A 23893-nucleotide genomic window follows, 5' to 3' on the forward strand; every position below is an offset into this window, starting at 1 on the left:
CATCCTTAGGGCCTTGGCCCGATGCGTTATGAGGCGGCAGTGTCCAGCCACAGCAGGGCGTCGCCGGGGCCGACCGGCCGCCCCGGTCGGCAGCCGATGCGCGTCACGGTGCCAGCGCAGGGGGCGTAGACCGACAGCTCCATCTTCATCGCCTCCACCACCACCAGCGGCTGGCCCTCGGCCACCACGTCGCCCGGCGACACCAGCACCTTCCAGACGTTGCCGTTCAGGTCGGCGCTCACCTGCTGGCCCTCGCCCTCGGCCTGCTCCTCCGGCTGCGGCCGGTCAGCGGCCGCGGCGGCGTCCAGGCTCTCCTGCGCCTGCCAGTGGCTCACCTCACGGGTAAACGCCTGTTGCTGGCGATCGCGGAACGCGGCGATATCGTCGGCGTTCGTCGCCAAAAAGCGCTGGTACTCGGCGAAATCAAACACCCCCTCCTCAATCTCCACGCTGGCGCGCCCCTCGCGGAACGCCTCGCGCAGTTGCGCCAGTTCCGGCTCGCTGACCGGGTAGAAGCGCACCTGATCGAAGAAGCGCAGCAGCCACGGCTGGTCGGCGTTGAACTGCGGGTTTTTGAGGAACTTGTTCCAGATCGGCAGGGTGCGCCCAACCAGCTGGTAGCCGCCGGGCGAGTCCATGCCGTAGATGCACATGTACATGCCGCCGATGCCGACGGTGCCCTCGGCGGTAAAGGTGCGCGCCGGGTTGTATTTGGAGCTGAGCAGGCGGTGGCGCGGATCGAGCGGCACCGCACAGGGCGCGCCGAGGTAGACGTCGCCCAGCCCAAGGATCAGGTAGCTGGCGTTGAAAAGGATGTCGCGCACCGCCTCGCGTGAGTCCAGCCCGTTGATGCGCTGAATAAAATCGACGTTGTTCGGCAGCCACGGCGCGGCCTCGCGTACCGTCTCACGGTAGCGCGCCACCGCGCCGAGGGTGGCGCTGTCCTCAAAGGCCATCGGCAGGTGAACGATGCGCGTCGGCACCTTCAGGTCGCTGACGTCGCCAAGCTGGTGCTCCAGCGCCAGCAGCAGTTGCAGCAGCGCGCCCTGGCCGATCTCGCGCCCCTCATAGCGGATTTGCAGCGAGCGCACCCCCGGCGAGAGTTCGGCGATGCCCCGTGCCGCCGAGGCACGGATCGCCTGCATCAATAGCCAGATGCGCAGGCGCAGTGCCAGATCGAGCACGTTGTCGCCATACTCCACCAAAATGTAGCCGTCGCCCGCCTGCCGGTAGACCACCGCCGGGCGATCGGCCCCCGCCGGCAGGGAGGCCAAAATGGCCGCCGAGGCGGTGGCGTGCGGCTCCAGCGTGGGCGCGGGCAGGGCAAGCGCGCCCACCGGCATCAGGCTCTCCACGCTGCCGGTCTGCGCGTGCTCCAGCGCCAGCGCCTGCTCAATGCTGATTGGGTGGAAGCGGATGCGATCACCCGGCTTCACCTGCCCAACTTTCCACAGTTCGGCCTTGGCAATGGTCACCGGGCAGACAAAGCCGCCGAGGCTTGGCCCGTCACGCGTCAGGATCACCGGGAAGTCGCCGGTGAAGTTGATCGCGCCGATGGCGTATTCGCAGTCGTGGATATTGGAGGGGTGCAGCCCGGCCTCGCCGCCATCCTGCCGCGCCCAGTCGGGTTTCGGCCCGGTGAGGCGCACGCCCAGCCGGTTGGAGTTGTAGTGCACCTGCCACTCGGCGGCGAAAAATGCTTCTATCGAGGCCGGGGTGAAGAAGTCCGGTGCGCCGTGCGGCCCGTAGAGCACGCCGATGTGCCACTCCGCGCCGTAGTGCGGGATCAGCGCCGGGTCAGGGCGCTGCGGCGGCTCGCTGGGCGCGGGGGTGGTGCAGGCTGGCAGATGCGGCTGGGAGAGGGGCAGCAAGTCGGCCACCCGCAAAGTGCGCCCGGCGTGGCCGCCGAACTCGCCAAGGGCAAAGGTGGCGCGGCTGCCCAGATAGACCGGCACATCCAGCCCGTTGCGCACCGCCAGATAGGTGCGGCAACCGTGGCGGGCACGGCCGAGGGTCAGCACCTGTCCGGCGCGTACCGCCAGCGGCTGCCAGTAGCCGACCGGCTCACCATCCAGATCGGCTGGCGCATCCGCGCCGGTCAGGGCGATCAGCGCGTCGGCGTGGAAGCGCAGCGTCGGCCCCTGGAGGGTGAACTCCAGCCCGGCGGCCTCCGGCGGGTTGCCAACAATGCGGTTGGCCAGCCGGAAGGCGAAATCATCCATAGGGCCGGAGGGCGGCACGCCAATGTCCCAGTAGCCGAGGCGGCCGGGGTAGTCCTGCACGCTGCTGTAGGTGCCGGGCTGCAACACCTCTATCGCCTGCGGGCGGTAGGTGAAGTGGTCGAGCATCCGCGTCCACACCTCGCCGTGGCGGAAGGCGTCGGTGGCGATCACCTGCCGCAAATAGTCGAGGTTGGTGGCGATGCCGTGCAGGCGGGTGGCGTTGAGCGCCTCCGCCAGCCGCGCCAGCGCCTGTGGGCGATCCTCGCCATAGACAATCAGCTTGGCGATCATCGGGTCGTAGAAGGCGGAAACCTCGCTGCCAGTCGAGACCCAGCCATCCACCCGCACCCCCTCGGGGAAGTGGACGTCGGTCAGCACGCCGGGGCTGGGCTGGAAATTGCGCAGCGGATCCTCGGCGTAGAGCCGCACCTCAATGGCCGCGCCGCGCGGAGCCTGCGCCAGCCGTAGCCAGTCGGGCGTGCCGCCCGCCGCCACCTGCACCATGCACTCAATCAGGTCGAGGCCGGTCACCAGCTCGGTCACCGGGTGCTCCACCTGCAACCGGGTGTTCACCTCCAGAAAGTAAAACGCCCCCTGCGCCGGGTCGTAGATGAACTCCACCGTGCCAGCGCTGCGGTAGTTCACCGACTCGCCGAGTGCCACCGCCGCCTGTAGCAGCGCGGTGCGGGTGGCCGCTGGCAGGTGCGGCGCGGGCGTCTCCTCCACCACCTTCTGGTTGCGGCGCTGGAGCGAGCAGTCGCGCTCGCCGAGCGCCACCACCCGGCCATGACCGTCGCCAAAGATCTGCACCTCAATGTGGCGGGCGCGATCGATGAAACGCTCGAGGAATACCCCGGCGTCACAGAAAAATTGCTCGCCCAGCCGCTTCACCCCCTCCCACGCCGCCTGCAAGGCCGCCGCATCGTCGCAGCGCGTCAGGCCGATGCCGCCGCCGCCCGCCGTGCTCTTCAGCATCACCGGGTAGCCGATCTGCTCTGCCGCAGCCAGCGCCGTGGCCAGATCCGCCAGCAGGCCGGTGCCGGGTGTCATCGGTACTCCGGCGGCGGCGGCCAGCTCGCGCGCCCGGTGTTTCAGGCCAAACTCGCGGATCTGCCCGGCGCTGGGGCCGATAAAGGCGATCCCGGCCGCCTCACAGGCTTCGGCGAAGGCTGCGCTCTCTGACAGGAAACCGTAACCGGGGTAGATCGCCTGCGCGCCGCTCGCGCGTGCGGCGGCCAGGATCTTGTCGCTGTCGAGGTAGCTCTCGCTGGGCTTCTCGCCACCTAGCGCGATGGCGATGTCCGCCTCACTGACGTGCGGCGCGTTGCGGTCTGGCTCGGCGTAGACCGCCACGCTGGCGATGCCCAGCCGTTTCAGGGTGCGGATGGCACGGCAGGCGATCTCGCCGCGGTTGGCAATCAGGACGGTGGTGAACATGGCGCGCTCCTTAGGCAGAAGTGGGTGACAGGCTGCGGATGTAGCTGCGCCAGCCGCCAAATGAGGTGATCTCCCGTGCGCCCTCCAGCGCCCAGGATTCGCACAGGAACCCTTTGACGCGGCGGCCATCGGCCAGCTCCAGCGTGCCGATGCCAAGCGGGGCGGCGATCTCCTCGACGAACTCGCCGAAGCGCGCCAGCGGCATCTCCCACAGCTCGACGGCAATCGCCTCGCCGCCTGCGGCGCGCACCAGCCCCGGTTTCGGCGGCTGGGTGTCGAGGGCGTAGAGGCGGTAGTGCGGCGCGGTGGTGGCCTGCTCCACCCGCACCGCCTGGCGCTCGGTTAGCTGGTGGTTGAGCGGCATCCCGCTCAAGTGCGCGCCGACCACCGCCACGCGCACATAGCCGGTTTTTGGCGGCAGCGGCGGGGTGAGGTAGCTCTCCGGCAGCGGCTGGCCAGTGGCGCCGAGCGGCAGGTCACGGCGGGACTGCCAGCGGGCGCCAAACTGCGCCAGCGCCAGATCGTGCCAGGCCGGGGCGATCAGCGTGATGCCAGCGGGCAGGCCGTCGCCGCGCATCCCGGCTGGCAGCGCCAGCGCCGCCAGATCCGCCAGATTGGTGAAGTTGGTGTAGGTGCCGAACTGGGCGTTGAAGCGCACCGGCTCCTGCGCCATCTCATCCAGCGTGCGGATGGTTGGCGAGGTGGGCACCACCAGCGCGTCCACCTCCGCCAGCGCCAGGTTGATCTTTCTTGCCAGCTCGGCGCGCAAATACTCGGCGCGCCAGGCGTCACAGGCGCTGTAGTGTTTGCCACCGGCCACGATGCCGCGCACCACCGGGTCAATCGCCTCCGGCTGCTCCTCCAGCAGCGCGCCAACCGCCACCGTGCGCTCGGCGACCCACGGCCCTTGGTAGAGTTGCTCCGCCAGTTCACGGAACGGGGTGAAGTCGATGCGTGTCAGGGTCGCGCCGCGCGCCTCCAATTCATGCAGCGCCTCGGCAAAGGCCCGCTCGGCCTGCGCGTCACCGAAGAACTCCAGGCTGTCCGGCACCGCGAGGCGCGGCGCGTCCGGCAATGCGGCCGGGGCGGTGAAGGGATTGCGGCGCGAGTAGGCGTCGGCGGCATCGTAGCCGCCCGCCGCCTCCGCCACCGCCAGCGCGTCCGTGACCGTCAGGGCGAAAACGGACACGCAGTCATTCAACCGGCAGGCTGGCACCACGCCGTGGGTGGAGAGCCAGCCCTTGGTTGGCTTCAGCCCAACGATGTTATTGAAGCCCGCTGGCACACGGCCGGAGCCAGCGGTGTCGGTGCCGAGGGCAAAGGCCACCAGCCCGCGCGCCACCGCCGAGGCGGAGCCGGAGCTGGAGCCGCCGCTGACGTACTCCGGGTTGAAGCTGTTACGCACCGCGCCAAACGGCGAGCGGGTGCCGACCAGCCCGGTGGCGAACTGGTCGAGGTTGGTTTTGCCGATGACAATGGCCCCGGCGGCACGCAGGTTCGCTACTACGGTGGCATCGGCCGCTGCCTGATAGGTGAAGGCCGGGCAGGCGGCGCTGGTGGGCCAGCCGCCGACGTCAATGTTGTCTTTCACCGCAAACGGGACGCCAAACAGCGGGAAGGCGGCCAGATCGCCGCTCGCCGCCGCCAGCCGCGCCAGCAGGGCGTCGGTCTGGGCACGCAGTTGCGCTGGCGTGGCACGGTAGATCCAGGCGTTGTCCTCCGCCTCCAGCGCGGCCAGCACCTGCGCGAGGGTGTCATGGAGTGCCCGTGGGTGGGCATAGTGCTGTTGCTGCCATTGGTGCAGGGTAAATCCGGTACAGGGGGTCGGTTGCATGGGCGGGATTCCATCATGTACACAAGATGGAAGGGAGAAAGCAAAGGGTATGCCAACTCGATAAATCATTAATAAAGATGGCTTTATAACGGGATGGGAAAGGGCGGGTGCGCGGGGTTGCACCAGCGGCGGACGCTTTTTGCGCGGCGGTGGGGCATGGACGTGCCTGACGCAGTGCCGCCAGAACGGCTATCCTGATCGCCATTACCTGTATTGCGGAAAGGGGCGTTATGCGTTTACGGATCAAGAGACGGCTGAAACAGTTGACCGTGCTGCTGGCGGTGGCGGCAGTCACCCTGTTTAGCGTGCGGGTCTATGATACCCAGAGCGGGCCGCCGCTGGAGCCGTGGCACACCGAGGTGCCGACCGAACTGACCACCGAGGAGTTGGATCACGCTGACTGGGCGGAGTACCTGCGCGTGGAGCGGCAGGCGTTTGATGAGGTCACCCACGAGGTGACGGAGAAGCTCGACGCCGACGAGCGCCAGCCCTTCAACCGCTACTTTCAGGGCAGCGTGATCTATCCCGGCCACTTCCGCCATGACTGGAACCACTCCTATGAGCTGCGGCCCGCTGGCCCGCCGCAGGGGGCCGTGGTGATGCTGCATGGGCTGACGGACTCGCCCTACAGCCTGCGCCACCTGGCGGCGCACTACCAGCAGCGCGGTTGGCTGGTGGTGGGCATCCGCCTGCCGGGCCACGGCACGGTGCCGGGCGCGCTGACCCAGGTGAGCTGGGAGCAGTGGATGGCCGCCACCCGGCTGGCGGTGCGCGAGGCGCGGGAGAGGGCGGGGCCAGCGGTGCCGCTGCAATTGGTCGGCTTCTCCAACGGCGGCGCGCTGGCGCTGAAATATACGCTGGATGCGCTGCACGACCCGTCGCTGGTGCGGCCACAGCGGGTGGTGCTGATCTCGCCGATGATTGGCGTCACTAGCTTTGCCCGTTTTGCTGGCCTGGCTGGTCTGCCAGCGCTGTTCCCACGCTTTGCCAAAGCCGCCTGGCTCAGCATCCTGCCGGAGTTCAACCCCTTCAAATATAACTCGTTCCCGGTGAATGGCGCGCGCCAGTCGTGGGAGCTGACGCAGGCGCTGCAACAGCAGATTGTGCAGGAGGAGAAGGGTGGTGGGCTGGCGCAGTTACCGCCGCTGCTGACCTTCCAGTCGGTGCTCGACTCCACCGTCAGCACGCGCGCGGTGGTGGAGGCGCTCTACAACCGCCTGCCAGCCAACGGCAGTGAGCTGGTGCTGTTTGACATCAACCGCCGGGCGGAGTTTGGGCCGCTGCTCAAGCCGAATGCCGACACCGCACTGGAGCGGTTGCTGCCGCCCCCGCCGCGCCGCTACGCCACCACGGTGGTCGGCAACGGGCCAGCGGGCAGTGGCAATTCAGTGGTGGCCGATACCCTGCCAGCCAACGGCCTTGCGCACCAGCGGCAGGCGCTGGGGATCGCCTATCCGCCGGAGATCTACTCGCTGTCACATGTGGCGCTGCCGTTCCCGCCAGATGACTCGCTCTATGGCCGCACGCCCACCGATCCGCACCAGTTTGGCCTCAGCCTCGGGACACTGGCCTCGCGCGGCGAGCGCGGGGCGCTGGTGGAAAGCATGGACACGCTGATGCGCATCGCCTCCAATCCCTTCTACCCCTGGCTGCTGGCGCGCATCGATCAGGGGATTCAGGGGCGGTCGGCGTTGAGGTAGGCGCGCTCGGTGTCGTGGAACCACTGCGCCGGCACGTTGTAGGGCGGCTGGTGCAGGCTGTCGAGCGCCTCGTCGATGGTACGCTTGGCGCGCTGCCAGAGCGTGCTGTCACCCTCTTTCAGCACCTCCAGTTGCAGGCGCTTCTCAATCAGGTAGGTCTTGGCGAAATCCGCGTCGCACTCCAAAATTTCATGCAGATTATCGATCAGATCGGCCAGTTTGATGGTTTTGGCCTGAGGGCTGGCCTGCGCGGTGTGGCGGCGATCGCGGTTCTTGCGCACGATGCGGCTGTCCTCTTCCGGCTGGCTGGTATTGGTCAGCATCTCCACCAGTTCGGCCACTTCCGCGCCAAACTTCTCCTGGATCTCATGCAGGGTGGTCGGGGTGTCCTCCACCGTGTCATGCAGCCAGGCGGCGGCCAGCATCGCCTCGGTGTGAGGGACGCTGCGAACGATCTTTGCCACCGCGCGCGGGTGCACAATGTAGGGATCGTCCGTATACTTTCGGCGCTGGTTAATGGCGGCGTGCGCTTTGCCAGCAAAGCGGCGCGCCCGTTCAACTAAAGTCGTCATAGATTTCTCCCTTGTCCCTGAGGCGCGGCCTGTGTGGCAACAGGCAAGAAATTTGCGCGCCAAGCTACGGTTTACGCAGAGGAAGGCGGCCCATACGCTTTGTTTCACCTTTTAACATAGCGTGGTTTCCCATTTCATGCCGCCCGACGCCCTGCTTTTCAGAGCAGGCCCAGCGCCACGCGGGCATCGCCACTGCCTATGCTTGCTATTATATCGCACACTATATATATTGGAACCATGAACAGACATCCTGACGATTCGCTGCCCGACCTGCCGCTGCTGCACCTCGACCAGCAGATGTGCTTTGCGCTCTACTCCGCCAATCTGGCGTTGAACAAGGTCTACCGCAAGCTGCTGGCGCAGCTCGGCCTGACCTACCCGCAATATCTGGTGATGCTGGTGCTATGGGAGCGCGAGGGGGTTACGGTCTCAGAAATTGGCGAGCGGCTGTTTTTGGACTCCGCCACCCTGACCCCGCTGCTGAAGCGGCTGGAGGCGGCAGGCCTGCTGTCGCGCCGCCGGGCAGCCAGCGATGAGCGACAGGTGCTGATTAGCCTGACCGACGCTGGCCGGGCATTGCGCCAACAGGCGCAGGCGGTGCCCGAGGCGGTGGCCTGTGCGGCCGAGTGCGATGTCGAAGAGTTGAACGCCATTAAGCAACAGCTTGAGCTGCTGCGCGGCAAGCTGTTGAAACGCACCTGAACCTTTGGGCGGCCCGCTACCGGGTCGCCCAACGCGAAAGCATTGGATGTCTGCCACTAATTAAATAGTGTGCGATTAAATCGTTTGTTATATCGAGGGCGGCCACGGCCGCATCCCAGCCAAAAAAGGAAAATATTATGTCTATCGAGAAAGTGATCTACCGCGCCCATGCAAAAGCCACCGGCGGCCGCGATGGCCGTGCCACCTCCTCTGACGGCGTGCTGGACATCAAACTGGGCGTGCCGAAAGAGATGGGCGGCATGGGCGGGGAGGCCACTAATCCAGAGCAGCTGTTTGCCGCCGGTTACTCTGCCTGCTTCCTCGGCGCACTGAAATATGTGGCGTCACAAGAGAAGGTGAAGATCCCGAACGAGGCGCAGATTGAGGGCACCGTGGGCATCGGCCCGGTGCCGACCGGGTTTGCAATTGAAGTGCAGCTCGACATCAGCCTGCCGGGCGTAGAGCGCAGCATCGCCGAAGATCTGGTGAAAAAGGCGCACATTGTCTGCCCTTACTCCAATGCCACCCGCGGCAACATCGACGTCACCCTTAACATTAAATAAGCCATTGCTGGCCTGATAGTAAGCGTGATAATTAAAAAGGAGGGGCGCCCCCCTCTTTTTTTATCAACTCCCTGTTTTAATGCCTTTTCCCCGCTTTTTACCGCAATTTCCTCAGAATATTCCTGAACAGCTATCAAAAAACGTACTTATTTTGCAGCTAAGTGAACCGGTTGTGATCAATAATGTCCGATTATTTTAGAATCTAAATACCATCCGGGGCTTATTTACTACATGAATAGAGTTAATTCTCTATCGCAACAAACGCTTTCTCTGTTGTTAGCGATCTATATCGGCATTTTCCTGAATTTTTCCGTTTTTTACCGTCGTTTCGATGATATGACCCGCGGCGTCCACGCCATAAAAATGATCTCTGCGGTCACCGAGGTGCTGGCCATCGTCTTGTTCACCTTCTTTGTCATGCGCATGGTGTCGCTGGGTGGCAAGCTGTTCTATCGCGTGATGGCATCGCTGCTGGTGCTGGTCTCGGTGGCCGCCAGCTACTACATGACCTTCTTCAACGTGGTGATTGGCTACGGCATTATCGTGTCGGTGATGACCACGGACGTCGATCTGTCGAAAGAGGTGATTGGTTACCACTTCCTGCTGTGGATGGCGGCGGTCAGCGCCCTGCCGCTGCTGCTGATCTGGAAAAACAACCTGAGCCACACCCTGATTGAGCAGATCAAAACGCCCGGCCAGCGCCTGAAACCGCTGGCGCTGCTGCTGGGCGTCGGGCTGCTGGTGTGGCTGCCGCTGCGCCTGCTCGACATGGAGCAGTCAGCCAATGAGAAGGTGACCAACATCGACCTGCCGAGCTACGGCGGGGTGGTGGCGCACTCCTACCTGCCTTCCAACTGGCTGGCGGCCCTCGGCCTGTTCGCCTACACCCAGTATGATGAGAGCCAGGACGCCGACGACCTCGCCGACCCGGCCAAGCAGTTCACCTACGTGCCACCGGCCGGGCTGGATGACACCTACGTGGTGTTTATCATTGGCGAGACCACCCGCTGGGATCACATGGGCCTGCTGGGCTACAGCCGCGACACCACGCCGCGCCTGTCAAAAGAGAAGAATCTGGTCGCCTTCAAGGGCGTCTCCTGCGACACCGCCACCAAACTCTCGCTGCGCTGCATGTTCGTGCGTGAGGGCGGGGTGGAGGATAACCCGCAGCGCACGCTGAAGGAGCAGAATGTCTTCGCGGTGATGAAGTCCCTTGGCTTCACCTCGGAGCTGTTCGCCATGCAGAGCGAGGTGTGGTTCTACAACAATACCAACCCGGATAACTTCTCCTTCCGTGAGCTGATCGCCTCGGAGAAGCGCAATGACGGCAAGCCGGTGGATGACATGTTGCTGGTCAACGAGATGAGCGAGTCGCTGAAGCGCTACCCGCACGGCAAGCACCTGATCGTGCTGCACACCAAAGGCTCGCACTACCTCTACTCCCAGCGCTACCCGCGTGAGTACGCCCGCTACACGCCGGAGTGCATGGGCATTGACCAGTCGTGCAGCAAGCAGCAGTTGCTCAACGCCTTCGATAACAGCGTGCTCTACACCGACAGCTTTATCGACAACGTGATTGATCAGGTGCGCGACAAGAAGGCGCTGGTGTTCTACGCCGCCGACCACGGCGAATCGATTGAGGAGAACGCCCACTTCCACGGCACCCCGCGCGAGATGGCCCCGGCCGAGCAGTTCCGCGTGCCGCTGATGGTCTGGGCATCAGACAGCTTCCTGTCGCAGCCAGAGCACCGCAGCGCCTTCGAGCAGTTGCAGGCGCAGCAGCGCATCGGCGTGACCCACCACCACACCGAGCTGTTTGATACCATCCTGGGCTGCATTGGCTTTACCTCGCCGGATGGCGGCATCAACCAGAAAAACAACTGGTGCCACCTGCCGGGCCGGTGACATTTATTGTCGTGGCGAATTAATAAACAGTTGATGGATGGGTGAGAAAAAAGGGATTGACGACATGGGCGTAGCGGAAGTAAGATGCGCCCCGCACTCTCGGTGAGTGGCGCAGCCTGGTAGCGCACTTCGTTCGGGACGAAGGGGTCGGAGGTTCGAATCCTCTCTCACCGACCAAATTCTGATTCACGGTTCCCGACCCGTGAAATAAAAAACCCGCAACCTCTGGTTAGCGGGTTTTTTGTTGCCTGTAATCCGTGCACTGCGGATCTATCTGGAAAAAAACGGGTGCATAGAGGCTCCCCAGACAACAGGCGGGGCAGGCCCCGCCTTGATTGCTTATTCACGAACGGCTTCGTAGGCCAGTATCGCTGCCACACTTATTCCGTCATATTCAATGTGCAATTCGCAGAGCGAACGGCGCACCAAAAAAGTAAAGAGTAAAACCGTGACACAAATAACGGTTAACCCAATCAGAAATCGTTGTGACATATTTGCCTCTCCTTGAAAGCAGATAGGGATGAGGCTACAATCACCTTGTCTAGGGGTGATTGGTAGCCTCACATGGATTGCATATCATGTGGGGCAACTCCACCGCCTGACTGATACCCAAGCCAGACAGCCTTGAGCACCCGCCGCGCACTATACTCCCTCTTTTCATCGACTTGCCACTCCGGCAGGCGTTATTTCCATGACATTTTTTTATTGCCGATTCATTAATTTATTTATTATTTCATTGCTGTGGAATGGGTATTACGGGAACACGTAACACGAATGGGAAATAAGTAATTGAAGGCGGGATTAAATAAGGAAGAAGTAGGGAAGGGAAATAAAAAGCCGCCCGTAGGCGGCCGGTGGAAATATCAGGCGTGCGCGGTGTTATGCACCACACGGCGCGCTTGCTCCATGCTGAGATGATGCTGCTGCATCTCCAGCATCAGTTGGCCGGTGGTGCGTTCGCGGCCGGTGGCGACCACGGCGACCAACTGCTCTTTCAGGCCGTAGAGCGCGATGAAGTTTTTCTCCTCCAGCGATCCAATCAGATCGATCTGATCCCACTTCTCCGGGTGGCCCAGATAGTCGTAGCGGGTGCCGTAGTGCTGCGTCCAGAAGAAGGGGATGCGGTCGAAAGGCGCGTTGCCGCCCAGGAACTCCCGGTGATGATTCGCCGCCTGCTGGTGACGTTCGGCGACCCAGACCACGCCAGACGGCTTTTATGCGAGCAGCGGGATTCACTGGAGGCACTTACTATCAAGCGGGGCATCGACCCGGTGATTGACCTCTGTGCGGCGCTGTACTTCATGAGCGAGCCGAAAGGGATGATGGGCGGTGGCACATGGGCAGGTCAGCCGGAGCCGAAAACCTACCTCTATCACTGCTATCTGGCCTTTATGGAGTATCACAACCTCGGCAAACCGCTGTCAGTGGAAAAGTTTTCGCGCACGGTGAAACAGGCGGCGAAGGAGTACCGGGCGGTGTACCTGACCCGCAAAATCAACGGCAGGACACAGACCAACGTGAATCTGAACGAACAGGCCGATGAATTCCTGCCCCGCGCATGGGGCAATGAGGTGCCGGGCAATGACCCCCCTGCCTGATTTTTACGCCCTGCTTACGTCTACACCTCTACCAGATTCACGTCAAAGTCAGACAGGGAAAGGCTTACAGTCTGGTAGACGTAACGATAATTACCTCTACCTTACGTCTATTTACCTCTACCACTCGCCAGATCCCTGCACCTCCTGCCCGACGGGACGGCGCCCGCTTCGTCGAATTTTTACACCCGCGAAATTAAAAAATTCCATTAGATGTATTCATGGAGGGTATGAATCACATGGAATGCATAAGTGCATGTAATTGCTGTTAATTTTCATTACATTAAAGCCATTGAGTATTCTTTCGGCAGGGCTAAAGTATTGACGGTTAGTGCTTTCTTAAAGGAAGACAGAATGAATTTTTCATACGGTCACAATCACCACCAACTGACTATTGCCGAAAATTCTGCCCCGCTGGACGTGCTGAGTTTTGAAGGCCATGAATCCCTTAGCCAGCCCTCTGATTATGCCATTCGCTTTACCAGCACGGATAAGGCCATTTCTCCGCACGCTATGTTGATGCAGCAGGCGGATTTTACCCTTTGTGACCCGAAAACCCGTGAAATGCTGCGCACCCTGCACGGCGTGATTACCGGCTTTTCCCTGCTGTCAGTCTCAGCAGATGAAGCACAATACAGCGTGAGGTTACAGCCCCGGCTGGCGTTACTTTCCCGTAGCCACCAGACCCGTATCTGGCAGGATATGAGCGTTCCGCAGATTGTGGAAAATATTCTGCGTGAGCGCCACGGGATGCGCGGGCAGGATTTTCTCTTTTCGCTCTCGCAGGAATACCCCCGCCGTGAGCAGGTGATGCAGTATGCGGAAGATGATTTAACGTTTATCCGCCGTATTCTGGCTGAGGTCGGGATATGGTTTCGCTTTACCACGGATACCCGTCTCAATATCGACGTGGTGGAGTTTTGTGACAGCAGGCAGAGTTATCAGCGTGGGTTGACGCTTCCGGCTGTACCCGTGTCAGGAATGCACGACAGTGGCGCAGAATCTGTCTGGGTATGACCACCCTCGCGAAGGTGGTCACACAGTCCGTAGTAACCCGCAATTACAATTATCGCGATGCGCTGGCAGACATGGACGCACAGGCCGACGTGACCCGCAACGACAGCACCACTTACGGCGAGGCATACCATTATGCTGACAACTACGCCAGCACGGGTGATGCTTACCATCCAGTCCCCGAAACTGAGAGCGGCGTATTTTACGCCCGTCTGCATCATGAACGCGCCCTGAGCCAGCAGGCCCGGATGGAAGCCACCACCACCAGCGTGTTACCCGTGCCCGGACAGGTGTTGACCGTTACCGGAGACGCACCGGAAGCCTTCAGCAAAGGGATGCTGATTACCGGACTGACCAGCCGGGCTGCGCGGGATACCAGCCTGCTGCTGACGCTAGAGGGTATTCCGGCAGGTGCTGAATATACGTTTCGTCCGGGGCTGGTGGATAAGCCCGTGATGGCGGGCGTGCTCCCTGCCCGCATCACTAGCACACAGGATAATGACCTCTACGCCCATATTGATAAGCACGGACGTTATAAAGTGCAGTTTAACGCCGACCGTGACACATGGACGCAGGGCGAGGAAAGTCTCTGGGTGCGCCAGTCCCGCCCTTATGCCGGGGATACTTACGGGTTACATCTGCCGCTGCTTGCAGGTACGGAAGTCCATATCGCCTTTGAGAATGGCGACCCCGACTGCCCGTATATTAACGGGGTGTTGCATGATTCTGCCCATGCTGACCCTGTAACTATCCGCAACGACCACCGCAATATTTTGCGCACACCCTCAGGGAATGAAATCCGCCTGGATGATACCCGCAACAAAGAGCACATCCGCATCACCACTGAATACGGCGGCAAAAGTCAGCTTAATCTCGGGCATGTCGTGGACGATAACGGCGACAGTCAGAGCCAGAATCATCTGCGTGGCGAAGGGTTTGAACTGCGCACCGACAGTTACGGGGCCATCCGTGCCGCAAAAGGGCTGTTTGTCACGGCAGACGGACAGTCAGAGGCACAGGGAAAACAGACTGATATGGTGGCGATGCTGGAAGCGCTGCGCCAGATGACAGACGAGGTGGCAACACTTTCGGCTGACGCTGCCCGCGCCACGGCAAACCCGGCAGATATGGCGGCCCGCCTCAGCCTGATGAATGAGCGCGTTAGCGAACTTAATGCCGCCGTGATAGCGATGCATGCCCCGGACGGGGTGGCTCTGACCAGCGGCGGGCACCTGCAATTATCAGCAAAAGAAAACCTGATAGCCGATGCCGGAAAGAATGCCGATTTCAGCGTGAAGAAAAATTTCTTTATGGGGGTGGGTAACAGCCTCAGCGCTTTTGCCCGCAAAGCCGGAATGAAACTTATCGCCAACAGCGGCCCGGTGCGTATTGAGGCCCAGCATGACCAGATGGCGCTTCTTGCACGTAAAAGCCTCAGCATTGTCAGCACGGAAGATGAAATTAAACTCAGTGCGAAGAAAATCACTCTCAACGGTGGCGGCAGCTACATCACGCTTGATGCGCACGCCATTGAATCCGGCACCCAGGGCGATTACCGGACCCGCGCAAATCATTACAGCCGACAGGCCAGGGCGAAAATGCCTGTTGCGGCTCCCGAATCCCCGGTCAGCGAGCCCGGCCGACAGAAACATGCCCAAAAGCGCCAGTCCTCCGACTGAGTTTTCCCCTGATGAATACCCGGATACAAGATAAGCACCCGAATACAAAAAGTTAAGGAATAACACATGACCGATAAAACCGGGGAAAAAACAGCCCCTGTCCCGTTACATTTTCGCTTTCCGGTCGCAAAAGACGAAAAGGGGGGCGAGTTTGCCCATTGCGAAGAGTTTCTTGACCATCTGGGCAACAGCGAAGCCGGGGGATTCTGGCCCGTAGGCCGTAATGGTCTGTGGCACGGTGCTATCCATATCACCCATGCGTCCGCCCCGTGGTGTGCGCTGAGCAGTCCGTCAGCGGAAGAAAAGGAAAGCCATCCGACACCGTTCACCGGGCAGCAGCCCCTGCGCAGTATGGCGGACGGTGAAGTGGTTGCCTACCGGGTGTGCAGCGATCTGAAAGAAGCCCGCTGGTGGGGGAACCCTGTTCCGCACGCCTGCTCTTTTGTGCTTATCCGGCACTATGTGCAGCCGGGTGAAACGACGCAAAGCGGCCTGACGTTTTACACGCTGTACATGAACCTTGCGCCGTGGAGCGCCTACACACACGACAGTGAGCATAACTGGACGGTTAGCTGGCCTTCGGGGTTAAAGTCTTTTGTGGATAAATCCAGAGCCTGGCAGACGGGCACTCTCCCTCGCGGCACCAGAATCACCTGGGACAATACCGACCCGGCACAGAAAAGCGAAGACGGCGGCACTGTAATGGGGCACGTCACCCTGCGTCAGAACGTGCACACACCGGATATGGATTTACAGGCCGGGGATAAAGTCTGGGTATCCGTCAGGGATGCTGCCAACCTCAAACCTGAATTTGGCGGTGCAAAGCGCCCCGTATGGTGGGAAACGCTTCTGCCTCCCCACCAGCACACGCTGGAACTGGATAAGGTGATATGCCCTGACCCCATTCCGGTTAAAGCCGGTGACGCTATCGGTCACCTTGGCTATCTGGGCCACCTGTCAGCCAGTCGTTTCTCGATGAAGCACGAAGGACAATACCAGGTGCATATCGAGTGCTTTACCGCCGATGATAATCTGGCGCACTTTCTGACAAACCCGGAACAGGTGGGCAATGATAAACCCGCGTGGCTTAAATTTATTCCAGGTGTGCCCGCTTACGATTACAGCGGCTGGCCTATGAAATTTGAACCCCGCAAAGCACTGAGTACGCTGGATGCAGTTCAGCGGCTGGGAGATGAAGCCCGGAGCGCAAAAGACGGTCATACAGGCCAGCTTTACTGGTGCTCAGGCCAGAAAATGGACTGGATACGGGATGAAGACACGAAGAAACTTTCGCGCTATGACCTGGCCGGGCAAGGCTTTGAGCTGGTGGATATCCCCACAACCGGATTTAAATATCTGGGAGAAAACCGCTCGCGTAAGGGGTTTATCCGCAAGCTGATGGAGGTGCTGTATTTTGCCTCTAAACAGGAGCAGCGCACAAAATACGGCGCGATGAAATATGAATATGAACGCTTCCTGCGGGATATTGATGCTGACAGGGAATACGACGAATACCATATTCTGAGCTGGCTGTATGTGCCGATGCTGCGCCATTCCCTGAACCGACTCATCATCAGGCATACCAGCGCATGGGCTTACGCCAGCCATGCCATGTGGGAAGAAGAACATCTGAGCGATTACCGTAAAAATGAGCCAGGTGAAGCGGAATACTGGGACACAGTGCTGAAAAATGAGGTATGGATGCCCGACCTTGATAAATCGAAGGTTAATCTTCCGACGGAGTTATGGCATATGCACCCGATCATGTTCCTTGATGCTATCAGTGCGCCAAAAGCCAGTGGATGGGCGCACAGTCCGTTTGCAGACCTTATCTGTAATGCCGAATCCCGGAATGATTACACCATTTATAACCGAACATATCCGCACCCGCATCCGACCCACATAGAGGTACATAGCAAGACTAATCTGACTTCAATGACGCTTCAGCAGGTGATGGATGCACAGGAAGCACATCAGATGTTTGCAACCGGGCGCTATCAGGTAACAACTGCCCCATTAAAAGAGGCAGTCAGAGGCCTGAATCTGGATGTTAATGCGCTGTATGACGAAGCCATGCAAGACCGGATTTTTGAAGAGTACATAATTACAATAAAGCGCCCGGCGATTATTGCCTATCTGGAGGGTAACGGCAGCGTGGACGATGCTGCTTATTCCTGTGCGCTGGAATTCGCCTCCGTGGGTGTAAAGCAGGGAAAACAAATCAGCCCCGATCCGCATGAGTATGAGAAAAATCCAGATGGGTCATTTGTTCGTGATAAACATCATAATCTTGTACATAAAAAGCGTTACGCCACTATTGATGGCATCGGTTATTACAATGGTGACAAGCTAAATAAGGTTTTCATTATGCCCGATGATCTGATTCAGAAATTAAAGGAATCAAAAGATGAAGTGCAATAATATTCTGTTAAGCTTCGCGTTACTGTCTTTCGCTTGTTCAGTTTTAGCGGACAAAGATAACCCACAGTTTTCTGATTATCCCGTTGCTGTAAGTAAGGGGCCATTTGCAAAAAAAAATTCGCTATCTGCTGATCAGCAGAAATATACCGAAAAATGGAAGCAAACCATGCAACGGGAACTTACCAAACCAGTTAACTTTGCCGGACATTACCGCCTTTACCTGAGCTGGAACGGTGAGCTTCCCAAGGAGTGTGGCGACGATCGCTGGGTCTGTGGCTGGGTGATTGATAAAACGTCAGGGGAGATTGTTTCTGAATTGCCAGAGTTTAATGGAAATACTCATTATCGCCCTTATCATGATAATGGCACACCTTCTCCTGAAGAGTTTGAACCCGGATTCTCTCCTAAAAGCATTGTATTGTGGATGAATGGAAATACCGCTCCTCAGTCTGATTTTAGAAACTTGAAGTGCAAATATATGATGTACACCTTTGAGGATAATAAATTTACTGCATTAGATAAAGGCTCTCCATGCGAAGTCGATTACGATGATGATCCGAACGCCCTGCGACAATAGAAAATAGGCCCTCAAGAATGAGGTTTAATTTATTATAACCAAACATACTAAATATCGCCATGCCAATAACCAAAGCCACCTAATTATTTATTGTGCAAAATGGTTCAACTCATAAATTGAAGGATTCAAAAAATGAAGTGCAATAATATTCTGTTGAGCTTTGTGTTACTGTCTTCCGCTTGTTCAGTTTTAGCGGACAAAGGTAACCCACAGTTTTCTGATTATCCTGTTGCTGTAAGTAAGGGACCATTTGCAAAAAAAATTGCGCTATCAGCAAATCAGCAGAAATATACCGAAAAATGGAAGCAAACCATGCAACGGGAACTTGCCAAACCTGTTAATTTTTCCGGACATTACCGACTGTACCTGAGCTGGAATGCTGAACTCCCAAAAGAGTGCGGTGATGAGCGCTGGGTCTGTGGCTGGGTGATTGATAAAACCTCAGGGAAAATTATTTCTGAATTGCCCGAGTTTAACGGTAATCATGCTTATTTTTCATATAATGATAACGGAACGCCTGTCCCTGAGGATTTTATGCCGGAATTTTATCCTAAAAGCAGTATGATATGGATTGAAGGTTCTAATGTGCCTTCATCTGGTAAAATAGATAATAAATGCGAGAATATTGCATATATGTTTGATGGCTTGAAATTTATAACTGTGCTGGATGCAGGAAAATGCAAAGTCGATTATGGCGATGACCAAGATGCTCCACGCCAATAAAATACAAAGCCTCAAGAATGAGGCTTTATCAATTATGACCAAACGCACGTAATATTGCCATACCAATAAACAAAGATACCTATTTATTTATCAGCTAAATGGTTTAATTCAGAAAACAAAGGATTCAAAGAATGATGTTTAATATAAAGTCTTTGACCGTTTTAATTCTATCTATGATAGAAATGTCCTCAGCCTACGCATTCCCACAATTTCCTGATTACCCTGTACCTATCAGTAAAGGACCATTTGCGAAGAGCATTGAACTTACCGATATACAAGAGGGCTATACAGCTAAATGGAAAAAGGTCATGCAACGTGAACTGGTAAAATCGGTAAACTTTGCAGGACATTATCGCCTGTATCTGAGCTGGAACGCTGAACTGCCGAAAGAATGCGGAGACGAACGCTGGGTCTGTGGGTGGGTTATTGATAAAATCTCAGGAAAAATTGTTTCTGAGCTACCTGAATTCAATGGAAATCATGCTTATTTCTCATACCATGATAATGGTACTCCGGTGCCAGAGGAATTTGCACCTAATTTTTATCCACATAGCTCTATGTTATGGATGAATGGTTCTAATATCCCGACATCGGGTAAAGGTGATAATAAATGCAATTACATTGCTTACGATTTCAAAAAAAATAATTTCATTACTCTTGAAATTGGTGATGAGTGTGATGTAGATCACGGCGGCTAAATATCCTCAAGCGACAAAAATTTAATAATATAGCCATTATGGATGAGGCAATACTTATGAAAATAGAATCCTAGAATGATGATGCTTCAGCAGGTGATGGATGCACAGGCGCGATTTGATATGTTTGCAACTGGGCGCTATCAGGTAACAACTGCCCCATTAAAAGAGGCAGTCAGAGGCCTGAATCTGGATGTTAATGCGCTGTATGACGAAGCCATGCAGGATAAGATCTTTGAAGAATATCTTATTAAAATTAAACGTAAACCTATTATTAATTATCTCGAAGGTAATGGCAGCGTAGAGGATGCGATTTACGCCTGGGCGATGGAGTTCGCTTCCGCTGGAGTACGAAAAGGTAAGGTAATTAGTAAAGGACGCACTGCTCACATTGAAGGTGTGTCTTATTACTCTGGTGATGGTTTAAATAGCTCTCACATTATGCCAGATGAAATGGTTTCAATACTTGAGGTTTCAAAAAATGGGAAAAAATAAATATATAACTTTTAGCCTACTCTTCTCGCTATGTCCCTTTCTAACCGATGCTAGAAGTGCTGAAAACCCAGTGCAAATTAGCAAAGGGCCATTCGCGCAGTCAGTATCTCTAAATCCAGAGCAAGAAAATTATTCAAGCTGGTGGAAAAAACAAATAAAGTCACAATTGAATAAACCCGTAAACTTTGCTGGGCATTATCGTCTATTTGTAACCTCTGGAGGGCACGGTAGTGAATGTTTGCACGATTACTGGGTCTGCGGATGGGTTATTGACAAGTTAACAGGCAAAGTTGTCGCTACACTCCCCCGCTCTCCTGAAGGGGGGGACAGTTATGTTGAAGCTGTTGATGATGGTACATCTACAGGGTTAAAATTTAAATATACCGCTGAAGGAGATAGTAAAGAATTAACCATCCAAGGACGCGCTGCTAACGCACCGCTTCAGCATGATAATGGGGACTTTGCAGTTCCTAAATGTCGATTGATTACGTATCGCTTTAACGGTTCAGGTTTTGATACACTCAATGAAGTGAGCAATGGCTGTAACTTATCCGAACCAAACGTTATTTATGGTCATTGAGAATAACCTTCATTTCAAAAAGAAATAATAGTAGCAAAAAGGAATGTTATCGTTCCTTTTTGCTACCAAAACTCCCTCTTTTCATAGACTTGCCACTCCGGCAGGCGTTATTTCCATGACATTTTTTTATTGCCGATTCATTAATTTATTTATTATTTCATTGCTGTGGAATGGGTATTACGGGAACACGTAACACGAATGGGAAATAAGTGATTGAAGGCAGAATTAAATAAGGAAGAATTAGGGAAGGGAAATAAAAAGCCGCCCGTAGGCGGCCGGTGGAAATATCAGGCGTGCGCGGTGTTATGCACCACGCGGCGCGCTTGTTCCATACTGAGGTGGTGCTGCTGCATCTCCAGCATCAGTTGGCCGCTGGTGCGTTCGCGGCCGGTGGCGACCACGGCGACCAACTGCTCTTTCAGGCCGTAGAGCGCGATGAAGTTTTTCTCCTCCAGCGATCCGATCAGATCGATCTGATCCCACTTCTCCGGGTGGCCCAGATAGTCGTAGCGGGTGCCGTAGTGCTGCGTCCAGAAGAAGGGGATGCGGTCGAAAGGCTCGTTGCCGCCCAGCATATTGACCGCCGCCACGCGCCCCTGCTGCTGGGCCACGCGCCAGTGCTCGATGCGGATTGGCCGCCCCTCATAGGGGAAGGTGGCGATGTCGCCGACGGCATAGATGTTGTCGGCCGCCGCCATCTGCTCATTGACCTGCAAACTGCCATCTTCGGCCAACGGCAGGTCGTGGATGAAGGAAGTAACCGGCTCAATGCCGGTGGCCAGCAGCACCAGATGGGTCGGGACGCGCCTGCCATCCTCCAGCACCACTGCCTCGACGCGCTCGCCGCCCTCGAAGGCCGCCGCCTTGCCGTCGATGAAGTTCACGCCCTGCGCCTCATGCAGCTGGCGGAAATAGTGGGCGATGCGCGGGCCGAATTGGGTTTCGAACGGCAGCGGGTGCGGGGCGATGACCGTGACCGCTATGCCGCGTTTGCGCAGCGCGGCGGCCATCTCCATGCCGATAAAGTTGCTACCGACAATCACCAGCTCCTTCAACGTATCCACCGCGTGCAGCAGCGTCTTCTCATGCTGGAGATTGCGCAGCACGTGGATGCCGCTGAGCTGCACGCCGGGCAGATCCGGCACCTGTGGCTTGCCGCCGCTGGCAATCAGCAGCTTATCGAACGGGATGCGACGCTGGTTCTCCAGCACCACCACCTGGTTCTGGCTGTCGATGTGCGCCACCTGTGCCACCAGCCGCTCAACATGGGTGTCCTCGGTGACCTCGTCGTCCAGCAGCGCGGGCACCTCATCCACCTTCATCTGTCCCATCGGCACGAATTTGCTCAGGGCAGTGCGGTCATAGCCGGCCTGCTTTTCGCGGTCGATGACCACAATTTTGCCAGCGTAGTCGCGCTCATGCAGGGCGGCCAGCGCCGCGCTTCCCGCCGCGCCAGAGCCAATGATCACCAGCGTGCCGCGGTCGCCGACGTCTTCCGGCGTCACCGGCGGTTGCGACGCCTGCGGATCGACCCAGACCATGCCGTTCTCCACCTTCACCGCATAGCGTGTCAGCCCCTCCAGCGCCGGTGGCTCCATCAACTGCCCATCATCCAGCGAGTAGACCGCCTTATGCCACGGGCAGACCAGCTGGCCGTCGCAGATGGCCCCCTCCGCCAGCGGCGCGCCAGCATGGGGGCAGGTGGCCTGGAAGGCGTTGACGCGATCGCCACGCTTCACCAGCATGATCTTGGTGTCATCCAGCGTGATGGATTTGGGTTGGCTGTCGGTCAGTGCCGACAGCGCCAGGGCCTGTTGGTATGCCATGACATGCTCCTTAGGTTGCGGGTGGGAGTGGCTGTCCGGGGTTACGCCTGTTTGGGCTGGCCGTTGGAGGCCGTGATGCCGCCATCAACCGGCAAGTTGACGCCTGTGACGTAACGGGCATCGTCACTCGCCAGGAAGGCGATCACCGCCGCCACCTCGTCGGGCTGGCCGGGACGGCCGAGCGGGGTACGTTTGCGGAACTCCGCCAGCAGCGGCTCATTCTCTTTGATGTCAGAGGCCATCGGCGTGATGATCAGGCCGGGACAGACGGCGTTGACGCGCACCTTGTCCGCACCCTGATCCATCGCCAGCGAGCGGGTGAAATTGGTGACGCCGCCCTTGGCTGCGTTATAGAAGCTCATGCCCCAGTCACCGCCCAGCCCCGACACAGAGGAGACGTTGACGATATTGCCCTGGCTCTTGATCAGCGCGGGCATAAAGTAGCGGCAGCTGTGGAAGACGCCATACAGGTCAACCTTGATCGCCTTCTCCCAATCCGCGTAATCGCCCTCATGCACCCGGCCCTGTGCGGCCACGCCAGCATTGTTGACCACGACATCCACCCGTCCATATTTTTTCAGCACCTCGTCCACCAGCTGCTCCACCTCGTCCGCTTCGGCCATGTCGGTCGCGCGCACCAAGTGATCGCCGCCCTCAAGGCTCTTAAGGGTGGCCTGCAACTTCTCCTCCGTGCGGCCGACCAGCACCACGGCCGCCCCTTCGGAAGCGAAACGCTGGGCGGTGGCCTCACCGATGCCGGAACCTGCCCCCGTGACGACGACGACTTTCTTGCTGAATCGTTGCATATTGCCTCCTTTCTCTGTGGATGGGCGCAAAGCCCGGAAAAAACACCTGATGTTTATAAGCCTAGCAAAGTCATCGGCGCGATCCGGCTTAGGCAGGGAAAATGGGCGGTAAGCGGCTGTTTTGCAGCAGAAATAAATTTTTAAAAAGTGTGAATGAGAGGAAAATGTTGGCAATCCCACGGCCACCTGGGGAAGCGACGTCACCGGCCGCTGACTGCCAGCATCGACAGCAGCCGCAGCAGATTCTCCGGCGTGCCGTGGCGTGGGCTAAATGAGAAGTTTTTTCGTTTCGCGCTAAATGTCGCTGTCATCAATTTCGCTTATGGCTGGGCGCCTGACTCTTTCGGGTTAGACGCCAGCATTTTCGGCTGAAATTTCCACCTTTCTCCCCGATAAGCGTTCAGATAATCACCATTCGGCAAGAAAATTTTTTAGTTTTTTAACGGGTGAAACGACTAGAGACAAACTGTTACAGCCAGATAATTCGCCAGCTACTGACTTTGTGCTGCCATATTGTCCGGTAGATGTTAGAAAACAGTTTTTTTTA

Annotated in this window: 18 protein-coding genes, 1 tRNA gene and 1 pseudogene; 13 read left to right on the forward strand and 7 right to left on the reverse strand. The window is 57.8% G+C overall.

Going from position 1 to position 23893, the window contains the following annotated elements; genetic code table 11:
- Nucleotides 1-26 precede the first annotated feature (26 nt).
- Both uca and atzF read right to left on the reverse strand, forming a co-directional pair.
- Nucleotides 27-3659, reverse strand: a complete 3633-nt coding sequence (gene uca / locus C1N62_RS00345; RefSeq protein WP_137761773.1) for an urea carboxylase — start codon at nt 3657-3659, stop codon at nt 27-29.
- Nucleotides 3660-3669: 10 nt separating this feature from the next.
- Nucleotides 3670-5493: an allophanate hydrolase gene (atzF, locus tag C1N62_RS00350; RefSeq protein WP_137761774.1), complete on the reverse strand. Its 1824-nt coding sequence runs from the start codon at nt 5491-5493 to the stop codon at nt 3670-3672.
- A 230-nt stretch (nt 5494-5723) separates the two neighbouring features.
- Here atzF and C1N62_RS00355 point away from each other — a divergent pair, with 230 nt between their 5' ends.
- A complete protein-coding gene (locus C1N62_RS00355; protein WP_137761775.1) occupies nt 5724-7193 on the forward strand; it encodes a carboxylesterase in 1470 nt (489 codons plus the stop codon).
- On the opposite strand, the gene C1N62_RS00360 is transcribed toward C1N62_RS00355, so the two are convergent.
- A complete protein-coding gene (locus C1N62_RS00360) occupies nt 7169-7765 on the reverse strand; it encodes an HD domain-containing protein (protein WP_137761776.1) in 597 nt (198 codons plus the stop codon). The genes C1N62_RS00355 and C1N62_RS00360 overlap by 25 nt on opposite strands.
- 237 nt (nt 7766-8002) lie before the next feature.
- On the opposite strand from C1N62_RS00360, the gene C1N62_RS00365 reads away from it, so the two are divergent.
- From C1N62_RS00365 to C1N62_RS00380, 4 genes are all read left to right on the forward strand, one after another.
- Nucleotides 8003-8467 (forward strand): MarR family winged helix-turn-helix transcriptional regulator, encoded by a 465-nt coding sequence (locus tag C1N62_RS00365; protein ID WP_137761777.1) that lies wholly within the window; start codon nt 8003-8005, stop codon nt 8465-8467.
- Nucleotides 8468-8604: 137 nt separating this feature from the next.
- Nucleotides 8605-9030: an organic hydroperoxide resistance protein gene (locus tag C1N62_RS00370; RefSeq protein WP_137761778.1), complete on the forward strand. Its 426-nt coding sequence runs from the start codon at nt 8605-8607 to the stop codon at nt 9028-9030.
- 231 nt (nt 9031-9261) lie between these two features.
- A complete protein-coding gene (gene eptB / locus C1N62_RS00375; RefSeq protein ID WP_137761779.1) occupies nt 9262-10935 on the forward strand; it encodes a kdo(2)-lipid A phosphoethanolamine 7''-transferase in 1674 nt (557 codons plus the stop codon).
- A 100-nt stretch (nt 10936-11035) separates the two neighbouring features.
- A tRNA-Pro gene (locus tag C1N62_RS00380) sits at nt 11036-11112 on the forward strand.
- A 162-nt stretch (nt 11113-11274) separates the two neighbouring features.
- On the opposite strand, the gene C1N62_RS00385 is transcribed toward C1N62_RS00380, so the two are convergent.
- Both C1N62_RS00385 and C1N62_RS00390 read right to left on the reverse strand, forming a co-directional pair.
- Nucleotides 11275-11427 carry a Hok/Gef family protein gene (locus C1N62_RS00385; RefSeq protein ID WP_137761780.1) on the reverse strand — a complete coding sequence of 51 codons (153 nt, stop codon included), beginning with the start codon at nt 11425-11427 and terminating at the stop codon, nt 11275-11277.
- Between the two features lie 371 nt (nt 11428-11798).
- Nucleotides 11799-12137 (reverse strand): oxidoreductase C-terminal domain-containing protein, encoded by a 339-nt coding sequence (locus tag C1N62_RS00390; RefSeq protein ID WP_137761781.1) that lies wholly within the window; start codon nt 12135-12137, stop codon nt 11799-11801.
- On the opposite strand from C1N62_RS00390, the gene C1N62_RS00395 reads away from it, so the two are divergent.
- The 8 genes and pseudogenes from C1N62_RS00395 (at nt 12096) to C1N62_RS00430 (ending at nt 20714) form a co-directional block, all read left to right on the forward strand.
- The gene (locus C1N62_RS00395; RefSeq protein WP_137764856.1) at nt 12096-12533 is read left to right on the forward strand and encodes a primase-like DNA-binding domain-containing protein; all 438 of its coding nucleotides are present in this window, start codon (nt 12096-12098) and stop codon (nt 12531-12533) included. The two genes, C1N62_RS00390 and C1N62_RS00395, sit on opposite strands and share 42 nt — an antisense overlap.
- A 351-nt stretch (nt 12534-12884) precedes the next feature.
- Nucleotides 12885-15223, forward strand: a pseudogene (locus tag C1N62_RS00400) (type VI secretion system Vgr family protein).
- 66 nt (nt 15224-15289) lie between these two features.
- Nucleotides 15290-17644 carry a hypothetical protein gene (locus C1N62_RS00405; protein ID WP_137761782.1) on the forward strand — a complete coding sequence of 785 codons (2355 nt, stop codon included), beginning with the start codon at nt 15290-15292 and terminating at the stop codon, nt 17642-17644.
- A complete protein-coding gene (locus C1N62_RS00410; protein ID WP_137761783.1) occupies nt 17631-18221 on the forward strand; it encodes a hypothetical protein in 591 nt (196 codons plus the stop codon). The genes C1N62_RS00405 and C1N62_RS00410 overlap by 14 nt, the downstream gene beginning before the upstream one ends.
- A 132-nt stretch (nt 18222-18353) precedes the next feature.
- Complete coding sequence (locus C1N62_RS00415) at nt 18354-18944, forward strand: hypothetical protein (RefSeq protein ID WP_137761784.1); 591 nt, start codon at nt 18354-18356, stop codon at nt 18942-18944.
- A gap of 131 nt (nt 18945-19075) precedes the next feature.
- Nucleotides 19076-19642, forward strand: a complete 567-nt coding sequence (locus tag C1N62_RS00420) for a hypothetical protein (protein WP_137761785.1) — start codon at nt 19076-19078, stop codon at nt 19640-19642.
- Between the two features lie 75 nt (nt 19643-19717).
- Nucleotides 19718-20134, forward strand: coding sequence for a hypothetical protein (locus tag C1N62_RS00425; RefSeq protein ID WP_206057759.1), 417 nt, complete (start codon nt 19718-19720; stop codon nt 20132-20134).
- Nucleotides 20121-20714: a hypothetical protein gene (locus C1N62_RS00430; RefSeq protein WP_137761786.1), complete on the forward strand. Its 594-nt coding sequence runs from the start codon at nt 20121-20123 to the stop codon at nt 20712-20714. Before C1N62_RS00425 ends, C1N62_RS00430 begins: the two co-directional genes overlap by 14 nt.
- A 287-nt stretch (nt 20715-21001) precedes the next feature.
- Here C1N62_RS00430 and C1N62_RS00435 read toward each other — a convergent pair whose 3' ends face one another.
- Together C1N62_RS00435 and C1N62_RS00440 are read right to left on the reverse strand one after the other, a co-directional pair.
- Nucleotides 21002-22540, reverse strand: coding sequence for an FAD-dependent oxidoreductase (locus C1N62_RS00435; protein WP_137761787.1), 1539 nt, complete (start codon nt 22538-22540; stop codon nt 21002-21004).
- Between the two features lie 41 nt (nt 22541-22581).
- A complete protein-coding gene (locus tag C1N62_RS00440) occupies nt 22582-23346 on the reverse strand; it encodes an SDR family NAD(P)-dependent oxidoreductase (protein WP_137761788.1) in 765 nt (254 codons plus the stop codon).
- Between the last annotated feature and the right edge of the window lie 547 nt (nt 23347-23893).

Source organism: Nissabacter sp. SGAir0207 (assembly GCF_005491205.1).
Classification (GTDB): domain Bacteria; phylum Pseudomonadota; class Gammaproteobacteria; order Enterobacterales; family Enterobacteriaceae; genus Chimaeribacter.

Coding starts and splice junctions, on each gene's coding strand:
- uca (WP_137761773.1), bottom strand. CDS start 3,659: ATGTTCACCACCGTCCTGATTGCCAACCGCGGCGAGATCGCCTGCCGT.
- atzF (WP_137761774.1), bottom strand. CDS start 5,493: ATGCAACCGACCCCCTGTACCGGATTTACCCTGCACCAATGGCAGCAA.
- C1N62_RS00355 (WP_137761775.1), top strand. CDS start 5,724: ATGCGTTTACGGATCAAGAGACGGCTGAAACAGTTGACCGTGCTGCTG.
- C1N62_RS00360 (WP_137761776.1), bottom strand. CDS start 7,765: ATGACGACTTTAGTTGAACGGGCGCGCCGCTTTGCTGGCAAAGCGCAC.
- C1N62_RS00365 (WP_137761777.1), top strand. CDS start 8,003: ATGAACAGACATCCTGACGATTCGCTGCCCGACCTGCCGCTGCTGCAC.
- C1N62_RS00370 (WP_137761778.1), top strand. CDS start 8,605: ATGTCTATCGAGAAAGTGATCTACCGCGCCCATGCAAAAGCCACCGGC.
- eptB (WP_137761779.1), top strand. CDS start 9,262: ATGAATAGAGTTAATTCTCTATCGCAACAAACGCTTTCTCTGTTGTTA.
- C1N62_RS00385 (WP_137761780.1), bottom strand. CDS start 11,427: ATGTCACAACGATTTCTGATTGGGTTAACCGTTATTTGTGTCACGGTT.
- C1N62_RS00395 (WP_137764856.1), top strand. CDS start 12,096: ATGATTCGCCGCCTGCTGGTGACGTTCGGCGACCCAGACCACGCCAGA.
- C1N62_RS00405 (WP_137761782.1), top strand. CDS start 15,290: ATGACCGATAAAACCGGGGAAAAAACAGCCCCTGTCCCGTTACATTTT.
- C1N62_RS00410 (WP_137761783.1), top strand. CDS start 17,631: ATGAAGTGCAATAATATTCTGTTAAGCTTCGCGTTACTGTCTTTCGCT.
- C1N62_RS00415 (WP_137761784.1), top strand. CDS start 18,354: ATGAAGTGCAATAATATTCTGTTGAGCTTTGTGTTACTGTCTTCCGCT.
- C1N62_RS00420 (WP_137761785.1), top strand. CDS start 19,076: ATGATGTTTAATATAAAGTCTTTGACCGTTTTAATTCTATCTATGATA.
- C1N62_RS00425 (WP_206057759.1), top strand. CDS start 19,718: ATGATGATGCTTCAGCAGGTGATGGATGCACAGGCGCGATTTGATATG.
- C1N62_RS00430 (WP_137761786.1), top strand. CDS start 20,121: ATGGGAAAAAATAAATATATAACTTTTAGCCTACTCTTCTCGCTATGT.
- C1N62_RS00435 (WP_137761787.1), bottom strand. CDS start 22,540: ATGGCATACCAACAGGCCCTGGCGCTGTCGGCACTGACCGACAGCCAA.
- C1N62_RS00440 (WP_137761788.1), bottom strand. CDS start 23,346: ATGCAACGATTCAGCAAGAAAGTCGTCGTCGTCACGGGGGCAGGTTCC.